19 protein-coding genes are annotated in these 18,184 nt (G+C 64.1%); 15 read left to right on the top strand and 4 right to left on the bottom strand.

Annotated features, from left to right (window positions below; all coding sequences use genetic code 11):
* The first annotated feature begins 14 nt into the window (after nt 1–14).
* Genes FPZ08_RS11835 through FPZ08_RS11820 form a run of 4 tightly spaced genes read left to right on the top strand, consistent with a single transcriptional unit; the run spans nt 15 to nt 2,300 of the window.
* Nucleotides 15–359 carry a hypothetical protein gene (locus FPZ08_RS11835; RefSeq protein WP_146290214.1) on the top strand — a complete coding sequence of 115 codons (345 nt, stop codon included), beginning with the start codon at nt 15–17 and terminating at the stop codon, nt 357–359.
* On the top strand, nt 356–1,396 hold the full coding sequence (gene ruvB, locus FPZ08_RS11830) for a Holliday junction branch migration DNA helicase RuvB (protein ID WP_146290213.1): 1,041 nt from the start codon (nt 356–358) through the stop codon (nt 1,394–1,396). The genes FPZ08_RS11835 and ruvB overlap by 4 nt, the downstream gene beginning before the upstream one ends.
* The gene (locus FPZ08_RS11825) at nt 1,393–1,899 is read left to right on the top strand and encodes an NUDIX hydrolase (RefSeq protein WP_146290212.1); all 507 of its coding nucleotides are present in this window, start codon (nt 1,393–1,395) and stop codon (nt 1,897–1,899) included. Before ruvB ends, FPZ08_RS11825 begins: the two co-directional genes overlap by 4 nt.
* On the top strand, nt 1,896–2,300 hold the full coding sequence (locus FPZ08_RS11820) for a YbgC/FadM family acyl-CoA thioesterase (RefSeq protein WP_146290211.1): 405 nt from the start codon (nt 1,896–1,898) through the stop codon (nt 2,298–2,300). The genes FPZ08_RS11825 and FPZ08_RS11820 overlap by 4 nt, the downstream gene beginning before the upstream one ends.
* A gap of 13 nt (nt 2,301–2,313) precedes the next feature.
* On the opposite strand, the gene FPZ08_RS11815 is transcribed toward FPZ08_RS11820, so the two are convergent.
* Nucleotides 2,314–2,751, bottom strand: a complete 438-nt coding sequence (locus FPZ08_RS11815) for a CHRD domain-containing protein (RefSeq protein WP_146290210.1) — start codon at nt 2,749–2,751, stop codon at nt 2,314–2,316.
* A 271-nt stretch (nt 2,752–3,022) separates the two neighbouring features.
* On the opposite strand from FPZ08_RS11815, the gene tolQ reads away from it, so the two are divergent.
* The 11 genes from tolQ (at nt 3,023) to denD (ending at nt 15,818) form a co-directional block, all read left to right on the top strand.
* Nucleotides 3,023–3,724: a protein TolQ gene (tolQ, locus tag FPZ08_RS11810; RefSeq protein WP_146293109.1), complete on the top strand. Its 702-nt coding sequence runs from the start codon at nt 3,023–3,025 to the stop codon at nt 3,722–3,724.
* A gap of 1 nt (nt 3,725) precedes the next feature.
* Entirely contained in the window at nt 3,726–4,175 is a 450-nt protein-coding gene (gene tolR / locus FPZ08_RS11805) for a protein TolR (RefSeq protein WP_146290209.1), read from the top strand.
* 4 nt (nt 4,176–4,179) lie between these two features.
* Nucleotides 4,180–5,295: a cell envelope integrity protein TolA gene (locus FPZ08_RS11800; protein WP_146290208.1), complete on the top strand. Its 1,116-nt coding sequence runs from the start codon at nt 4,180–4,182 to the stop codon at nt 5,293–5,295.
* 57 nt (nt 5,296–5,352) lie between these two features.
* Nucleotides 5,353–6,663: a Tol-Pal system beta propeller repeat protein TolB gene (tolB, locus tag FPZ08_RS11795; protein ID WP_146290207.1), complete on the top strand. Its 1,311-nt coding sequence runs from the start codon at nt 5,353–5,355 to the stop codon at nt 6,661–6,663.
* Between the two features lie 390 nt (nt 6,664–7,053).
* Nucleotides 7,054–7,503, top strand: coding sequence for a peptidoglycan-associated lipoprotein Pal (pal, locus tag FPZ08_RS11790; RefSeq protein WP_146293107.1), 450 nt, complete (start codon nt 7,054–7,056; stop codon nt 7,501–7,503).
* 207 nt (nt 7,504–7,710) lie between these two features.
* A complete protein-coding gene (gene ybgF, locus FPZ08_RS11785; protein WP_146290206.1) occupies nt 7,711–8,757 on the top strand; it encodes a tol-pal system protein YbgF in 1,047 nt (348 codons plus the stop codon).
* Entirely contained in the window at nt 8,742–10,016 is a 1,275-nt protein-coding gene (tilS, locus tag FPZ08_RS11780; RefSeq protein ID WP_146290205.1) for a tRNA lysidine(34) synthetase TilS, read from the top strand. Before ybgF ends, tilS begins: the two co-directional genes overlap by 16 nt.
* 408 nt (nt 10,017–10,424) lie before the next feature.
* Nucleotides 10,425–12,353, top strand: coding sequence for an ATP-dependent zinc metalloprotease FtsH (ftsH, locus tag FPZ08_RS11775; RefSeq protein ID WP_146290204.1), 1,929 nt, complete (start codon nt 10,425–10,427; stop codon nt 12,351–12,353).
* Between the two features lie 128 nt (nt 12,354–12,481).
* Nucleotides 12,482–13,825 carry a phosphoglucosamine mutase gene (gene glmM, locus FPZ08_RS11770; RefSeq protein WP_146290203.1) on the top strand — a complete coding sequence of 448 codons (1,344 nt, stop codon included), beginning with the start codon at nt 12,482–12,484 and terminating at the stop codon, nt 13,823–13,825.
* Nucleotides 13,826–13,989: 164 nt separating this feature from the next.
* Complete coding sequence (locus FPZ08_RS11765) at nt 13,990–14,700, top strand: outer membrane protein (protein ID WP_146290202.1); 711 nt, start codon at nt 13,990–13,992, stop codon at nt 14,698–14,700.
* 131 nt (nt 14,701–14,831) lie between these two features.
* Entirely contained in the window at nt 14,832–15,818 is a 987-nt protein-coding gene (gene denD, locus FPZ08_RS11760; RefSeq protein WP_146290201.1) for a D-erythronate dehydrogenase, read from the top strand.
* Nucleotides 15,819–15,833: 15 nt separating this feature from the next.
* On the opposite strand, the gene FPZ08_RS11755 is transcribed toward denD, so the two are convergent.
* The 3 genes from FPZ08_RS11755 to FPZ08_RS11745 form a co-directional block, all read right to left on the bottom strand.
* The gene (locus FPZ08_RS11755) at nt 15,834–16,805 is read right to left on the bottom strand and encodes an amidohydrolase family protein (RefSeq protein WP_186766963.1); all 972 of its coding nucleotides are present in this window, start codon (nt 16,803–16,805) and stop codon (nt 15,834–15,836) included.
* 62 nt (nt 16,806–16,867) lie between these two features.
* A complete protein-coding gene (locus FPZ08_RS11750) occupies nt 16,868–17,773 on the bottom strand; it encodes a fumarylacetoacetate hydrolase family protein (protein ID WP_146290199.1) in 906 nt (301 codons plus the stop codon).
* Nucleotides 17,774–17,777: 4 nt separating this feature from the next.
* Nucleotides 17,778–18,176 carry a RidA family protein gene (locus FPZ08_RS11745; RefSeq protein ID WP_146290198.1) on the bottom strand — a complete coding sequence of 133 codons (399 nt, stop codon included), beginning with the start codon at nt 18,174–18,176 and terminating at the stop codon, nt 17,778–17,780.
* Between the last annotated feature and the right edge of the window lie 8 nt (nt 18,177–18,184).

Here is an 18,184-nt window from a genome sequence, read left to right as displayed (position 1 = left end):
GTGGAACCTCTCTGGTGAACATGATGACGTCTTTTGTCGAGCAGATTGAGAAATTAGGCCTGGCGAGGCCAAAGCCACCTGCCACACCTGAACTGGTGCTCGAAGCTGCGGAGCGCCTTGGCCTAACGCTAAAGCTGACCGCGCCTTCGGTTCCAGAGCAGTACGAGGTTTTGAAGTTAGATGAGTTATCCGGCTACATCAAAGCTCGTCACGGGGGTATGCAAGTGATTTATCCAGATGCTGGCGGAGAAGAGATCTATGATGGACCGATCGACGGGTTCGGGGGCTTCACTGATCATGAGCGGGAAGCGAAGCTGCTTTTTGCACTGACCCTGATTGCAGCTCGGATGCTCGCGTGACCGATCTCACCTCTCCCGCCGCCGGCCGCGACGATCCGCTTGACGTCTCTCTGCGCCCGTCCGGCTTTGCCGAATTCGTCGGGCAGGCGGCTGCGCGGGCCAATCTCGAAGTGTTCATCGAAGCGGCCAAGAAGCGCGGCACGGCGCTTGATCATGTGCTGTTCGTCGGTCCGCCGGGCCTGGGAAAGACCACGCTGGCGCAGATCATTTCGCGCGAGCTGGGCGTCGGTTTCCGCGCCACGTCCGGTCCGGTCATCGCCAAGGCGGGTGATCTCGCGGCGCTGCTGACCAATCTCGAAGAGCGCGATGTGCTGTTCATCGACGAAATCCATCGGCTCAATCCGGCGATCGAGGAAGTGCTCTATCCGGCGATGGAGGATTTCCAGCTCGATCTCATCATCGGCGAGGGGCCGGCTGCCCGTTCGGTGCGGATCGACCTTGCCAAGTTCACCCTGGTCGGCGCCACCACGCGCGCGGGTCTGCTTACCACGCCCCTGCGCGACCGGTTCGGCATTCCGGTGCGGCTCAATTTCTATACGCCCGAGGAACTGGTGCAAATCGTGACGCGCGGCGCGCGGCTGCTCGGCATGCCGATGGCGCCCGATGGGGCGATGGAAATCGCCCGCCGTTCCCGCGGCACGCCCCGTATTGCCGGGCGCCTGCTGCGCCGGGTGACCGATTTCGCGCTGGTGGATGGCTCGGGCGAAATCACCCGTGCCATTGCCGACAAGGCGCTGTTGCGGCTCGATGTCGATGCGCGCGGGCTCGACCAGCTCGATCGGCGCTATCTCACCACCATTGCCGATTTCTACAATGGTGGTCCTGTCGGCATCGAAACCATTGCTGCGGCACTGAGCGAACCGCGCGACGCCATCGAGGAAATCGTCGAGCCCTATCTGATCCAGCAGGGCTTTATCCAGCGTACCCCGCGCGGGCGCATGCTGACCGGCGCCGCCTTCCAGCATCTGGGCAAGGTCGTGCCGCAGGGCTTTGTCGGCCTGCAGCAGAGCCTCTTCGAGGAGCCGGAAGCGGAATGAACCAGCGCATCCTGCTGAGCTTTCCGGTCGGGGGCACCTGTTTCAACTATCGCGTGGCCGGTGTGGCCATGCGCGATGGGCATGTGCTGGTCTGCCGTGAGGACCATGACAGCTATTGCATGCTGCCGGGCGGTCGCGTCGAGATGGGCGAGCCCAGCAATGTGGCGCTGGTGCGCGAAATGGCCGAGGAACTGGTCATGCCGGTCGAGATCGGCCCGCTGCTCTTCACCTCGGAGAGTTTTTATGGCCGCGAGGGCGACCGCTATCACGAGCTCGGCTTCATCTATGCCATCGAACTGCCCGATAATGTGCGGCCGGGCGGCCAGCAGCCTTTCCTCGTGCGCGAGGATGAGGGGCATTTGCTGCAATTCTCCTGGCTGCCGCTCGAAGGGCCGGCGCTGAAAGACGCCAACCTGCTGCCGCCCTGGCTGCCGGCGCGACTGCGCGCGCTGTCCGGCGTGCCGGAACATGTCGTGTTCCACGAAGGCGAGGCGGTGGAGTGACCCGGCACAGCTTCCCCGTCCGCATCTATTACGAAGACACCGATTTTTCCGGCAATGTCTATCACGCGGCCTACCTCAAATTCTTCGAGCGCGGCCGCACCGAATTCCTGCGCGACGAGGGCATCCATCATTCCGAGCTGGCAGCCGAAGGTATCGCCTTTGCCGTCCGCTCCATGGAAATCGCCTTCGATGGCGCCGCCCATATCGATGATCTGCTTGATGTCACCACCGAAATCGCCGCTGTCAGCGGCGCACGGCTGACGCTGGCGCAGACAATTTTACGTGACGGCGTAGTGTTGACGCGCGCCAGCGTGATCGTCGTGGCCATCAGGACCAGTGGCGGCGCCGCACGGATGCCCGCCGCCATCAGGGCGCTTGCCGATAAAAAGGGGACCGACTGACGGTCCCCTTCTGCTACATCGCCGCAGCCGTTACCTGGCCGCGGATTTCGCCATCGGGATATTCGGCGGTGTGGACGTTGAAATACCACATGCCATCCTGGAGCTGGGTGGCCTGTTCCTCGGTCAGCGTGGCCGAGCCTTCGATCGGGCTGGCGAGATCGCCATCGATCGGGATAACCGGGCCGGCCGTGGCGTCGGCAGCGGCAGGTCCGTGGAAATGCGCGGCGGTGGCATCGCCGGTCAGCCCCTCATAGTTGACCGTCCAGGTGAACATCATGGTCTCGGTGTCATAGGTGGCTTCGAGCGTGCCCGTGCCGGCGGAATCATTGGCGGGAACCTCGGCGGCCCCGGTAAGCTCGGCCGTCATGTTGAGCATTTCGGCATAAGCCGGAGCGGCCAGCAGCATTGCGACCGACGTGATGGCGGCCAGGGACGCGATACGGATCGTCATGAGCTTCCTCCTGTGGAATGCGCCGGGAACGGCGCCTGCCGCTCAACGGGCTCCAGGGGATGACGTTCCTTCACAACTTGTTGCCCCGACTCTCTTTCTTAACCTCTTCTTGACCATAATTGCGGCAAAGCGGACACGTGTCCGGGAGCCATCCAGCAAAGGGCCGGTTCTCGGGGCATTTCTCTTAATTTTGACAGATTTCGACCCCATCGCCTGATGTTTGAGGGTCGGGTGCGCGAACCGGGCCGAAAGGGATCACGACATGGAAGCCATGGACGCTGTGGGGGCGGTTGCCCCGCACGCCGATTTATCCATCTGGGGGCTGTTCTGGGCCGCCGACCTGGTGGTCAAGGCGGTGATGCTTGGCCTGTTGGGCGCCTCGATCTGGTGCTGGGCCATCATTGTCGACAAGACCATCACCTATCGCCGCACCCAGGCGGAGATGAACCGCTTCGAGCGCGTGTTCTGGTCCGGCCAGTCGCTGGAAGAGCTCTATCAGCAGCAGTCCGAACGGGCCTCGGGCGGGCTGGGCGCCGTCTTCGTCGCCGCCATGAAGGAGTGGAAGCGCAGCCACGAGCAGAATGCCGCCAGCTTCGTGGGCATGCAGCAACGCCTCGACAAGGTGCTTGATGTGGCCATTGCCCGCGAGAGCGAGCATCTCGAAAAGCGCCTTGGCTTCCTGGCTACCATCGGTTCGGCCGGCCCGTTCATTGGCCTGTTCGGTACGGTCTGGGGCATCATGAATGCCTTTACCGCCATTGCCGCCTCGTCGAGCACCAATCTGGCCGTGGTCGCCGGCCCCATTGCCGAAGCCTTGTTCGCCACGGCCATCGGCCTCGTCGCGGCCATTCCGGCGGTTATCGCCTATAACAAGCTGAGTTCCGATGCCGGCAAGATGATCGGGCGGCTGGAAGGCTTTGCCGACGAGTTCTCGACCATTCTCAGCCGCCAGCTCGAAGCAAGGAACCGCTAGCATGGGCATGGGTGCCGCAGCAGGCGGTGGAGGCGGCGGCGGTCGCCGCCGGCGCCGCAAGAGCCGGGCGATCATGAGCGAGATCAACGTGACGCCGATGGTCGACGTCATGCTGGTGCTGCTCATCATCTTCATGGTGGCCGCGCCGATGATGACATCGGGCGTGCCGATCGACCTGCCCAAGACCGCCGCCAATGAAATGCCGAGCCAGAGCCAGCCGATCACCGTCGCGGTGACGCCCGAGGGCATGATCTATGTCGATGAGGACGTGGTGGCCGAAACCGATCTGGTCAACACGGTCACCTCAAAGGCGACCAATGGCACCGAGGACCGCATCTTCCTGCGCGGCGATACCAGCGCCAATTACGGCTCGGTGATGCGCGTCATGGGCATTCTCTCGGCTGCCGGCTTTACCAAGATCGGGCTCATCACCGAGCGGGAACCGGGCTAGTCCAGTGCGCACCGGCCTTTCGGTATCGATCGTCGCCCATATCGTCCTGCTGACAATCGGCCTCATCAATCTGGGGTTTACCGAGCCGCTGACGCCTGCCGTGGAGTCGATTTCGGTCGATCTCGTGCCGATCGAGGAATTCTCCAATATCCGCGCCGGCCAGCTCGACAGCGAAATCGTCGATACCAATACGCCCTCCATCGTCGAGGACGATCAAGTGGCCGAACTGGCCCAGCCCACGGGCAATACCGAAGAAGACCAGGTCACCCCGTCGCCGGCAGATGTGCCGACGCCGGCCCCGGTGACCAATACCGCCCCGGCGCCGGAAGCCGCCCCGGAACCCGAGCCTGTGCCCGAACCCGAGCCGGCTCCCGCGCCCGAACCCACACCGGCCCCCGAGCCTGAACCGACGCCTGAGCCGGTGGCGCCGCCGGTGCCGGCGACGCGGCCTGCCCCGGCGCCTGAACCAACCCCGGCTCCGACGCCCGAGCCAACCCCCGAACCCACGCCGGAGCCAGAACCCGAGCCTGCACCGGAACCCGTGCCCGAGCCGCCTACCCCGCAGGTGGCCGCGCCTGTGCCGGCGAGCCGGCCGACCAATCTGGAACAGAAACGCCAGCAATTCGCCGCGGCCGAAGCCGAGCGCAAGAAGCGCGAGGAAGAGGAGCGCAAGCGCCAGGCCGCGGCTGCGCAGGCCCAGCAACCGTCGACGCCGCAGCTCGATGCGTCGCTGGCCGACGATATTTCTGCCATCATCAACACGGACAACACCACCGGCGGCACGACCGGGCAGGGCGGTACGCCGACGCTGGGCGATACTGGTGGTACGTCGGCGCGGCTCAGCCGGTCGGAAATCGACGGGCTGGTGGGCCAGATCAAGCAATGCTGGAACCTGTTGCCCAGCGACATCAACAGCGGCCTCAATGTGCGGCTGATGGTGAGCCTCAACCCGGACGGCTCGGTCAATGGCACGCCGGCCATCATCTCGGCCGATGACTCGCTGGCCGGCAGATCAATTGCCCGGGCGGCGCAGAGTGCGGTGAGAAATTGCGGACCCTACCGCCTGTCGGCGGCTGCATATGACGAATGGCGGCAGATCGATGTGGAACTGCGGCCCTGATTTTGAACTTGATGCGTCGCGTGGCCAGAATGGCCCCGGCGGAGAATGGAGACGAACATGACCCTCATCACACGGCGCAATGCGCTCAAGCTCGGCCTGGCCGGCGGGGCCCTGCTGGCCGGCTCCTCGATGGCGATGGCGCAATTGCGCATCGTGGTGGAAGGCGCCAATTTCCAGCCCCTGCCCATCGCCATTCCCGATTTCGCCTCATCCGATCCGGCCTTCGGCAAGGAAATCGCCGAGATCGTGCGCAACAACCTGCGCCGCTCCGGCCTGTTCCTGCCGCTCGATCCGGCTTCGCTGCCGGTGCAGGTGGGCGACGTCAACAACACGCCCGATTTCAACACCTGGCGTACGGCCAATGTCGATGCGCTTGTCATGGGCGGGGTCGAGCGCGGCGGGCAGATCTCGTCGTCGGTGCGGGTCTGGGATACCCAGCAGGCGGCCCAGGTGGTCGGCAAGAGCTACAATACCGATCCCAATTCCAGCCGTCGCGTCGCCCATATCATTTCCGACGCGATCTATGAATCGCTGGCCGGCAGCACCGGCTATTTCGATACCAGGGTCATCTACACCGCCGAAAGCGGTCCCAAGGCCAACCGTGTGCGGCGCCTCGCCATCATGGATCAGGATGGCGCCAATGTGCAGTATCTGACCGATGGCGCGACCATGGCGATGACGCCGCGCTTCGCGCCCAATGGCGACATGGTCACCTATATGAATTTCGCCGATGGCAATCCGCAGGTCTATTTGCTGCAACTGTCCACTGGCCGCCAGCAGCGGCTGGCCAATGTCGGCGCCATGACCTTCGCCCCGCGGTTTTCGCCCGATGGCGGCACGGTGGCCTTTTCGGTGGAGCAGAACGGCGCCACCAATATCTATGCCGTGGGTACGGGCGGCGGCCAGCCGCAGCAGCTCACTTCGGGCGCGGCCATCGATACCGGCCCGTCCTATTCGCCCGATGGCAGCCGTATCGTCTTTGAATCGGATCGGGGCGGTTCGCCGCAGATCTACATGATGGGTTCGGGCGGCGGCAATGCGCAGCGTATCAGCTTCGGGCAGGGGCTCTATTCCACGCCGGTCTGGTCACCCAAGGGCGACCTGATCGCCTTCACCCGCCAGGGCGGCGGCCAATTCTCCATCGGCATCATGAACCCCGATGGCTCGGGCGAGCGCATGCTCTATTCCAGCTTCCACGCCGAAGGCCCCACCTGGGCACCCAATGGCCGCGTCATCATGTTCTTCCAGGATCCGGGCGGCAATGACGGCCCCAAGCTGATGAGCGTCGATATCTGGGGCCGGAACCTGCTCACGATCCCCACCGAAAGCTATGCGTCCGACCCGGCTTGGTCGGGGCTGCGGGGGTAGGGGGCGAAGGGGCGCAAACCAGACGCCATCTCTCCCACCCACAATCGCCGCCCGCGGACTTGATCCGCGGGTCTGTCGAAGCGCGCGCCGTGTTGAGAGTGACCCGCGGATCAAGTCCGCGGGAAGCGCCGGTGGTTGGAACGCATTTGCGCTCCGCCCGGACCACTTAACCTTAATGTGATCGCCTCACATCGCTGTGGCAAACTGGCATCATCACAAAAAAGCCCGGTTTCCCGCCACATTCACGCCCGAATAGCACAAGATTAACCACGCTGGAAAACCCGGCCTTAAGATTAAGCGCGGTAAATGCCGTGCTTAAGATTGTTGCCTTTCAGGAGCCTCCCCGTGGTCATCACCGCACCTCTCAACACCGCGTTGCGCGCCGTCGCGATGCTGCTTTTCGTGGCGGTCATCGCGGCCTGTTCGCGCACGCCCAACACCATGCCGACCGGTGTCGGCAATCTCGGCCCGGGCGGCGGCGCGCCGGGCAGTCAGCAGGAATTCCTTGTTTCGGTCGGTGACCGCGTGTTCTTCGAAACCGATTCGTCGAGCCTCACCTCCGAAGCCATGGCCACCCTCGACAAGCAGGCCTCCTGGCTCAACCAGTACCAGAACTACCGCATCATGATCGAAGGCCATGCCGACGAGCGCGGTACCCGCGAATACAATATCGCGCTGGGCGCCCGCCGTGCCTCGGTCGTGGTGAACTATCTGGTGTCGCGTGGCGTCAATAATGGCCGCATCACCAGCCAGTCCTTCGGCAAGGAACGCCCGGTGGCGATCTGTAACGACATTTCCTGCTGGAGCCAGAACCGCCGCGCGGTCACTGTCGTCCAGTAACAAATAACGGCCGCAAGGCCGAGAGAATCCAGTGCAAACTGGAGGCAATAGCGCCCGGAGCCAAGTATTTGGCCCGGGCGCTTTCTTTTCACCAAAATTGCCCTTTATCCGCACCTCTATCCGCACCATGTTGGTGCGATCAGGTTTCGCGCGTTGGAGGCGTCGTTTGAAGTTATCGGCCATTCTCAAGGGGGGACGGACTGCGTTATGCACGCTCGCCGTCGCCCTCGGCATCACCGTTCCGGGCATGGCGGCGCAGACGACGCCCATGCCGCCGGCCGAACTGGGGGGCTGACCCTCACCAATGCCGCGCCGGCGCGCATCCATGTTGCCCAGGCGCAGGATGCCGCTCAGCTTATGGTGCGTATCCAGCAGCTCGAAGAGCAGTTGCGCCTGCAGAACGGGCAGATCGAGGGCCTGACCTTCCAGCTCACCCAGCTGCAGGAAATCCTCAACCGCATGCAGGAAGACAATGAATTCCGCTTCCAGGCGCTGGAAGGCGGTGCTGGCCCAAAACCTGAGGCGGCAGCCCAACCGGGCGGCGTGACGCAGCCCGAGGCGCTGCCGCAGGACCCCAATGCCGTGCCTGCTGATGCCAATGGCGCGCCCATGGACGCCAATAGTGTGCCCGTGGACGCCAATGGCGTTCCCCTCACCGATATTCCCGAGCAGGGCGTGCAGCCGCTGCCCGGCGAGGCCGAGTTCGATCCCACATTCGATGATGGCAGCGTGCCACCCACTGATGAGCTGGGCGAATCCGCCGATCCGCTGGTAGGCACTGGCGCGACCGGAGGCGTCGATCTCACCACCGGCCAGCCGATGAATCTGAGCTTCGATCCGACCGCGCCCAAATCCGGCAATGCCGATGCCGATGCCCAGTTCGCCGCCGGCTACGAGGCCTTCACCTCGGGCGATTACGCCTTTGCCGAGGATCAGTTCAGCCAGTATCTGTCGCTTTACCCTGATAGTGAGCAGGCGCCCGATGCCGCCAATTTCCTGGGCGATGTGCTGCTGCAGCGCGCCGCCTATGACGAGGCGGCCGAAGTGTTGCTGGCCGCGTTCCAGAAGACGCCTGATAGCCCGCGGGCGCCCGACCTGCTGCTCAAGCTGGGCATGTCGCTGTCGGGTGCCGGCGAGCGCGAAACCGCCTGCCGCACCTTTGCCGAGATCGACAAGCGCTATACCACGCTCACGCCGGCTTTCGTGACGCGGCTGGGCGAGGAGAAGACACGGGCCGAATGCCCGCCCGCCTGACCCCCGCCATCGATGACATGGCAGGGCTCAATGCCCTGTTCGCAGCGGTGGCCGGCGAACAGGCCGTTGGTCTTGCCGTATCGGGCGGGGCCGATAGCCTCGCCCTGATGGTGCTGGCCCAGCGTTGGGCGGCGGGCCTGTCTGGCGCACCAAAGCTCATCGTCTATTCGGTCGATCACGGCCTGCGCCGGGAAGCGGCAAGCGAAGTGGCCATGGTGCTGGGTGCTGCCAAGGCGCTCGGCCTTGCGGCGCGGGGCCTCGCCTGGACCGGCGCCAAGCCGGCAACCGGCGTGCAGGAAGCGGCCCGCATTGCCCGCTATCGCCTGATGAGCGCGGCAATGGCGGAGGACGGCGCGAGCGTGTTGCTCACCGCCCATCACCTGCAGGACCAGGCCGAAACCGTGCTGATGCGCATGGCCCATGGTAGCGGCATCGAGGGCCTCAAGGGCATGAGTGGTATGGCCGAGATCGAAGGCGTACGCGTGCATCGCCCGCTGCTCGATATCGACCCCTCCGCCCTGCGTGCCGTGGTCGATGGGGCAGGGCTCACGCCGGCCGAAGACCCCTCCAACAAAGATCCGCATTACGAACGCGTGCGCTGGCGCCAGGCCATGCCGCAACTGGCTTTGCTGGGTCTCGATGCCGGGGCGCTGGCCCTGTTTGCCGACCGCATGGCCGAGGTCGATGCCGCCATCGCCCAGATGGCCGATGGCTGTTTCACCGAAATCGTGCGGCTGGACGGGTTCGGGGCCGCGCGGATCGAGCTGGCGCCCTTTATCGGTCTCAGCCCGGCTATTTCCACGCGCCTGCTGGGCCGCGTGCTCAATATCGTCGGCGGTCGCCAGAAGCCGCGCGCGCTCGGCCAGGTCGAGCGCCTGCGCCAGACCATTGCCGAATCCGGCCTCACGAAAACAACCACCGCGCTCGGCTGCGTCATCCGCATCAAGGACGGGGCCATTGCCGTGGCGCGCGAACCCGGCCGCTCACTGCCGCCGGATGCCCTTTTGGCGCCGCATGGCGAACTGGTCTGGGACGAGCGCTTCCGCATCGTCAATGCCTCGCCCGAGGCCGGCCTCACTGCCAGCGTCGCCGATTACCTGCCGCGCCACCGGCTCGAGGAGTTCCTGGGTTTCAAGGTCACCGCCCCCGCCGAAGCCATCCGCACCGCCCCAATCGTCCGCGATGCGGATGGTGGCGTGCTCTCATTGGGTGGCTGGTCGTTCGATGAGCGGATCAAGGTGCAGTTGCTGATCGATTGATCGCGGGGCCGTGCACAGAGCCCTGATATCGGGGCCAAACACCCCCACCCTCAATCCCTCCCCACAAGGGGGAGGGAGGCGCTAGATCTACCTTCAAGGATCATCTCGAATATCTTTGCAGGCACGGAGCGGGCTTCCCTCCCCCTTGTGGGGAGGGAATGAGGGTGGGGGCACTCACGCACACAAACTTATCCATCTTGTCCCCACCCCAAGATTGCACAGGCCGCGCTTCCCCAAGCCCGATGGAACCTTCTAAATCCCCACCGCGTATTAACCCAATCGCGACATTATGACTGGACGGAACGGGCAAAGGACAGCAGGTCTTGCCCTTGTAACGCCCTAATGCCGGACATACATTCGGCACACGCGCCGCGCTCTCTTTGCGCCGGCTTCTCCGGGACAGGATTGATGAACGGAAATTTCCGCAACTTCGCCATCTGGCTGGTCATACTTTTCATGCTGATGGGCCTGTTCCAGGTCTTTCAATCCTCGACCCGCTCGACGTCGGTTTCCGACAAGAGCTACAGCCAGTTCGTCACCGATGTCGAAGCCGGCAGCGTCACCAGCGTGACCATCACTGACAATATCGTCAGCGGCGCTCTGCGCGACGGTACGCGCTTCCAGACGGTATTGCCGGCTGGCGCCGACGTGATTTCCCGCCTTGAAGACAAGGGCGTGTCGATCACCGCGCAGGCGCCCGAATCGAGCCCGTTCTGGTCGATCCTGCTCAGCTCCTGGCTGCCCTTCATCGTCATCATCGGCGTGTGGTTCTTCTTCATCCGCCAGATGCAGGGCGGTGGCCGTGGCGGCGCGATGGGCTTTGGCAAGTCGCGCGCCAAGCTCTTGACCGAAACCCATGGCAAGGTGACGTTCGAGGACGTGGCCGGCGTGGATGAAGCCAAGCAGGACCTCGAGGAAATCGTCGAATTCCTGCGCGATCCCGGCAAGTTCCAGCGTCTGGGTGGCCGTATTCCGCGCGGCGTGCTGCTGGTCGGCCCTCCGGGTACCGGTAAGACGCTGCTGGCCCGCTCGGTTGCCGGCGAAGCCAATGTGCCCTTCTTCACCATTTCGGGTTCGGACTTTGTCGAAATGTTCGTCGGTGTCGGCGCCAGCCGCGTCCGCGACATGTTCGAGCAGGCCAAGAAGAACGCGCCCTGCATTATCTTCATCGACGAAATCGACGCCGTCGGCCGCCAGCGTGGCGCAGGCCTGGGCGGCGGTAACGACGAACGCGAACAGACCCTCAACCAGTTGCTGGTCGAGATGGACGGTTTCGAGGCCAATGAGGGCATCATCCTCATCGCCGCCACCAACCGCCCCGACGTGCTCGACCCGGCTTTGCTGCGTCCCGGCCGTTTCGACCGTCAGGTCGTGGTGCCGAACCCCGACGTCTCGGGCCGCGAAAAGGTGCTCAAGGTCCATGTCCGCAAGGTGCCGCTGGCGCCCGATGTGGATCTCAAGGTGCTGGCCCGCGGTACGCCCGGTTTCTCCGGCGCGGACCTGATGAACCTCGTCAACGAGGCGGCGCTGATGGCGGCGCGGCGCAACAAGCGCTTCGTCACCCATGCCGAATTCGAAGACGCCAAGGACAAGATCATGATGGGCGCCGAGCGCCGCACCATGGCCATGTCCGAGGACGAGAAGAAGCTGACCGCCTATCACGAGGCCGGCCATGCCATCATCGCGCTCAAGGTTGCGGGCATCGACCCCATCCACAAGGCGACGATCATTCCGCGCGGCCGGGCACTGGGCATGGTCATGACCCTGCCCGAGAGCGACGCCTATTCGTTCTCGCGTGAAAAGGCCCTGGCCCGCCTCACCATGCTGTTCGGTGGCCGCGAGGCCGAGATCATCAAGTTCGGCCCGGAAAAGGTCACGTCAGGCGCGTCCGGCGATATCCAGATGGCGACCAACCTGGCCCGCTCGATGGTCATGGAATGGGGCATGAGCGAAAAGCTCGGCCGCGTCCGCTACAAGAGCAACGACCAGGAAGTGTTCCTGGGCCATTCGGTGACGCAGAGCCAGCACATGTCCGACGATACGGCGCGGATCATCGACCAGGAAGTGCGCAAGCTGATCGAGGATGGCGAGGCTTCGGCCAAGGATATCCTCACCACCTACCACGACGAGTGGGAGGCGATCGCCCAGGCGCTGCTTGAATACGAGACGCTGACCGGCGACGAGTTGCGCGCCCTGATGGATGGCCAGCAGCCGATCCGTCCGGACGATAGCGGCCCCACCACCAAGGCCAGCGGCGTGCCGTCGGCCGGCAAGTCGAGCAAGAAGCGCCCCGATGCACCGCCCGAGTCGGGCATGGAGCCGCAGCCTAACAGCTAGGCCAGGGGAAAACTTTGCAAGGGCCGCCGCAGGGCGGCCCTTTTGCTTGTCGGGAATCTCCGTTATTTCGCCCGAAAGTGGTATTATCCGACGCAACCGGAATCGCAGGCTCAGGGGACGAACACGCTATGGTACGCAAGTATTTTGGTACGGACGGAATTCGCGGTCTGGCCAATGGCGCCAAGCTGACGCCGGAACTGGCCCTGCGCGTCGGCATGGCTGCCGGACAGAAATTCGTGCGCGGCGATCATCGCAACCGCGTGGTGATCGGCAAGGATACGCGCCGCTCGGGCTATATGCTCGAACAGGCGCTGACCGCCGGCTTCACCGCCGTCGGCATGGATGTCTACCTGCTCGGCCCCATGCCCACCCCGGCCGTTGCCATGCTGACCCGCTCGCTGCGCGCCGATCTCGGCGTCATGATCTCGGCCTCGCACAATCCCTTCGAGGATAACGGCATCAAGCTGTTCCGCCCCGACGGCTACAAGCTGAGCGACAAGGTCGAGGCCGAAATCGAGCGGCTGATCGACAGCGACATGTCCGGTTTCCTGGCGCATGGCCGCGATATCGGCCGGGCCCATCGCGACGAGGAAGCGCGCACCCGCTATATCGAATATGCCAAGCGCACGCTGCCGCGGAATACCGACCTGGCCGGGTTGCGGGTGGTGCTCGATTGCGCCAATGGCGCGGCCTACAAGGTGGCCCCGGTGGCCCTGTGGGAACTCGGCGCCGAGGTTTTCACCATCGGCAACAAGCCCGATGGCTTCAACATCAATGACAAGGTGGGGTCCACCGCACCCGAGGCCGTCTCGGCCAAGGTCAAGGAAGTGCGTGCCGATATCGGCATTGCGCTGGATGGCGACGCCGACCGCGTCATCATCGTCGACGAGAAGGGCGAAGTGGTCGATGGCGACCAGTTCATGGCGGTCATCGCCCAGAGCTGGCTGGAGCGGCAGATGCTCATGGGTGGCGGCATTGTCGCGACCGTCATGTCCAATCTCGGGCTCGAGCGCTACCTGACCTCACTGGGCCTGACCCTCGAGCGCACCCAGGTCGGCGACCGCTATGTGCTCGAAGCCATGCGGAGCAAGGGATTCAATGTGGGGGGCGAACAGTCCGGCCACATCATCCTGTCCGATTTCACCACCACGGGCGACGGCCTGGTGGCGGCCCTGCAACTGCTTGCCGTGCTCAAGCAGCAGGAGCGCAGCATTTCCGAGATCTGCGCGCGCTTCACCAAGGTTCCCCAGTTGCTGCGCAGCGTCAAGTTCAAGTCGGGCAAGCCGCTCGAAGACAGCCACGTCATCCAGGCCATTGCCGATGGCCAGGCCATGCTGGGCAATGGCGGGCGCCTGGTGGTTCGCGCCTCGGGCACCGAGCCGGTTATCCGCGTCATGGGTGAAGCCGACGACGCCTCGCTGGTGACCACCGTCGTGTCGCAGATCGAAGCTGCCATTCGCGACGTAGCATAGCTGCAGCAGATCTGACCGTTCCTCGGATATTTACTTACGGTTAACTATGAGGGGGCCGTTCTGCTCTCGTTAGGGTTAAGTATTTAGGTTAAGCGCCCTTTAAGGAAATTCGTCGATACTGGGTTGCATCAAATGGTGCCGTGGCAACCCAAAGGACGTTTCACATGCGTAAGTTCATCGCTGCGATGATGGTGGCAAGTGCCGCTCTCGTCGGTGGGCAGGCGATCGCTGCCGATCTTCCCTACTATCCCCCGATCATCGAAATTCCCGACGTCGACTACGGCGTTTCCGGCTCGTTCTACCTGCGCGGTAGCGCTGCGGGGAACTTGCTCTGGGCCAAGGACTATACTCCGGCCTGTGTTGTTTGCGGCGGCCCGGGGACCATTCCCCTGACCACTGCCGGCTACGGTTATTCGTTCGGCGCAGGCTTCGGCTACGAAACCGGCACCGGGCTGCGTGCCGACCTCACGCTCGACTACAGCAAGAACCAGGGCCTGTCGGACGGCAACTATACGCTGGGCCTGCGCTCCACGCTGCTGCTGGCCAACGCCTATTATGACTTCTCGTTCAGCGACTACGGTTCGGCGGCAGGCGGGTTCGGTGCCTATGTCGGCGCGGGCCTCGGCGGCGCCTACAACCAGGTCACGGTTACCGGTGGCCCGCTCGTGACGCCCGAGGGTTCGTCCTGGGCGCCGGCTGCCGCTGTCATGGCGGGCGTGACCTACGACATGGGCGCCCTGGTTGCCGATATCGGCTATCGCGGCATCTACATGCCGCAGGTCAGCAATGCTCAGGTGGGGCCGAATACCTCGTTCTACCTGAACAGCCCGATGACCCACGAATTGCGCACCACCCTGCGCTATCGCTTCAACTGATCGAGGAGCGGGCGAGCCACGAGCCCGCTGCTATCGATATCAAATCGGCGCTCGAAAGAGCGCCGATTTTCTTTGCCGACTCTGACGGGGACGTTACCCTTGCCTTGAAGTGAAGACCCGAGGGACATGGCATGAAGGTATTGGTGATCGGCGCAGCCGGCATGGTGGGGCGCAAGCTGGTCGCGGCGCTGCTGGCGGCGGAGCAGGTCGGCGGAAAGCCGGTCGCCCAATTGACCCTGGCCGATGTCGTGGCGCCCGTTCCGCCCGCTGCGGCCATCCCGATCACTGCGCTGGCGGTCGATCTGTCCGCGCCGCAGGTGGCCGAGCAACTCGTCGCCGATCGTCCGGACCTGATCTTTCATCTGGCGGCCATCGTCTCCGGCGAGGCCGAGGTCGATTTCGAGAAGGGCTATCGCATCAATCTCGACGGCACCCGCCACCTGCTGGAGGCGATCCGCCTGGCCGGGCAGGGCGGGCCATACCGGCCACGCCTCGTCTTCACCTCGTCCATTGCCGTCTTCGGCGAGCCGCTGCCCGAAATCATCGGCGATACCCACCACCATACGCCGCTCACCAGCTACGGCACGCAGAAGGCCATTTGCGAGCTGCTGCTGTCCGACTATTCGCGGCGCGGTTTCGTCGATGGCGTGGGCATTCGCCTGCCGACCATCGTGGTGCGCCCCGGCAAGCCCAACAAGGCGGCCTCTGGTTTCTTCTCCGGCATTCTTCGAGAACCGCTTTCCGGTCAGCCGGCCGTGCTGCCGGTGGCCGATAGCGTGCGGCACTGGTTTGCCAGCCCGCGCGCCGCTGTTGGCTTTCTGCTGCATGCCGCCGCCATGGACACGGCCCTGCTGGGCGACCAGCGCAACCTGAGCATGCCCGGCCTCGCGGCTACGGTGGGCGAAGAGATCGCCGCGCTGGAGCGCGTCGCCGGCCCCCAGGCCACGGCACTGATCCAGCGCGTGCCCGACGAAACCATCGTTAACATCGTCGCCGGCTGGCCCAAGGCCTTCGAGGCTAATCGCGCAAAATCCCTTGGCTTTCGCGGCGACGCCAGTTTCGACGACATCATCCGGATCCATATCGAGGACGAGTTGGGCGGGCGCGTCGGTTCATGATGTGAGCCGCGCCCGTCAGGTGCCTATCCGGCCGGCCAGACCATTCGCATTGGTTGTGAAATAGCGCTTGCGGCGCTGGGGCTCGAAACCGGCCAGTTGGGCGTGGGGTTCGACCAGGCCCATGGGAAAGGGCCAGTCCGATCCGAACACCACCCTGTCCTGGCCGAAGGTTGCCTCCGCGGCTACGGCTGCGGCTTCACTGTGACAGATGCAGTCGACGAATATCCGGCCATAGACGGCCTCTGGCGGCTGCAGGTCTGTTGCGACGCCGGGGCGAGCCGTGTCGTAGCCGCGTTGCAGCCTGCCCGCGACCATGGGGGTCAATCCGCCGCCATGCGCGAAACAGGGCGTAATGGCCGGATGACGCTCCAGCACGCCCGAGAGCACCAGATGGGCGATGGCCACCGTGCTCTCGTAGGGATTGCCGAGCAGATTGGTGAGATAGAAGGATTGCAAGCGGCCATCGGCGCATTCGCCGGGATGAAAGAAGACGAAGGCGCCGGCAATATCGAGGGCTTTCCACAGCGGCTCGAATTCGGCCAGGCCAAGGGTGCGCTGATCGCCGGTTCCCGCCGGCATGGCAAAGTGGCGGTGCCCCGCCGTGCGCCATTCCGCGACAATGGCAGCGGCAACTGCGGGCTCTTCGGTGGGCAGGTGAACCAGGGCCGTCAGGCGGCCGGCCGAGTGCTCGGCAATGTCGCGCAGCCCGTTATTGATATAGTCGGCCCAGCGCCGCGCATCGGCGCCACGCAAATGCTGGCGATAGACGGGCGGCGGCGCCGACACATAGGCATGCGCTACGCCGTTTTTCTCCATCCAGTCCAGCAGAGCCGCCGGTTGGAATAGCGGTTTCATCCCCACCGCGTGCCCATCGACCGTCAATACCTGCCTGGTCTGGTCCCAGGCGATGCCGTCAAAGCCTTGCAGGCGCTCCTCCACGATCGGGATGAGATGCGTGTGCACGTCAAGGGCGATAGCTTCGGTCACGGCGGGTCTCGTTGGCTGAAGGAGGATCGCCGGCCCATTGCGGGGCCGGCGACTGGTTGATGCTAGGGTGCCGGGCTCATTGCAGGAATATCCGTCGTGCCATGCAAATCCGCCGAAACGAGGCGATTGCGCAATTCACCCAGGCCGGTTGCCGACACGACCATTTCGTCGCCCGGCTTGAGAAAGATTGCCGGTTCCCGCGCATTGCCGATGCCCGAAGGCGTGCCGGTGATGATCACATCGCCCACTTCAAGCGTCATGCCGAACGAGAGTTCGGCCACCAGTGCCGCAATGGGAAAGGCCATCTGCTTGAGCTGGGCACTCTGCATGAGCTCACCATTGAGGGTGAGTTCGAGCCGGATTTCGGGCACATCCAACTCATCCGGCGTCACGATATAGGGCCCGATCGGCATGGTCCGGTCGATGCTTTTGCCCTTGAGCCATTGTCCGCCATGCCGGCGCTGCAAATCGCGCTGGGACACGTCGTTGGCGAGGAAATAGCCGAAGACGTGGTCGAGCGCCTCGGCTTGCGACACCGAACGGCAGCGTTTGCCGATGACGATGCCCACCTCGGCCTCATAGTCCCATTTGGCCGAGATATAGGGGTCGAGCCCGATATCGTCATTGGGGCCGATGACCGTATTGGGGCCCTTGGTGAAGAAGGTTGGGGCCTTGGGCGCATCGACATCCTGGCCTTCGCGCTTGCCGCGGCTCTCCTCGAAATGGTCCCAATAGTTCCAGCCGGTGCAGAGCACATCGCGGTTGAAGCGCTGGATCGGCGCGGCAAGCGTGACGGCGGACAGCGGAACGACCTCTGCCGATGCCGATGCCAGGCGCCGTATTTCGGGCAGGCCGCGTCCGATCAACGCGACTATGTCCCCCTCACTTTCGGGCAGCAGGCGGATGGTCTCGCCTTCGACCACGCCGACGCGATAATTGCCCGAGATGACGACAGTTGCGAGTTTCATGGGCCTAACCGTTCGGCAGGACAGCGATGGCGCTGATTTCGATCAGGTATTCGGCATTCACCATCTTGGCCACTTCCACCATGGTGGAAGCGGGGACCGGCGCCTTGAAATATTCGGCGCGGACTTTGTGGATGGTGGGGAAGTGCTCGATATTGCGGACATAGACGTCAACGCGCACGATATCGTCCAGCGAACCGCCGGCAGCTTCCACCGCCGCCTTGAGGTTTTCGCAAACCTGACGGGTCTGCACTTCGACATTGCCGATGCCGGCGACCGAGCCGTCGGCGGTGCGCGCCGTCATGCCCGAAATGAACACCAACTTGCCCTGCGCCTCGATGGCCGTGGCCTGCGAGAAGTGGCCGTTCGGCTTTGCCAGCTTGGGGGAAGAAATCTGCTCTTTCATAATGCTCT

Origin of the sequence: Devosia ginsengisoli (genome assembly GCF_007859655.1) — a bacterium.
Classification (GTDB): domain Bacteria; phylum Pseudomonadota; class Alphaproteobacteria; order Rhizobiales; family Devosiaceae; genus Devosia; species Devosia ginsengisoli.
This window is presented reverse-complemented; position numbering and strand designations above follow the sequence as displayed.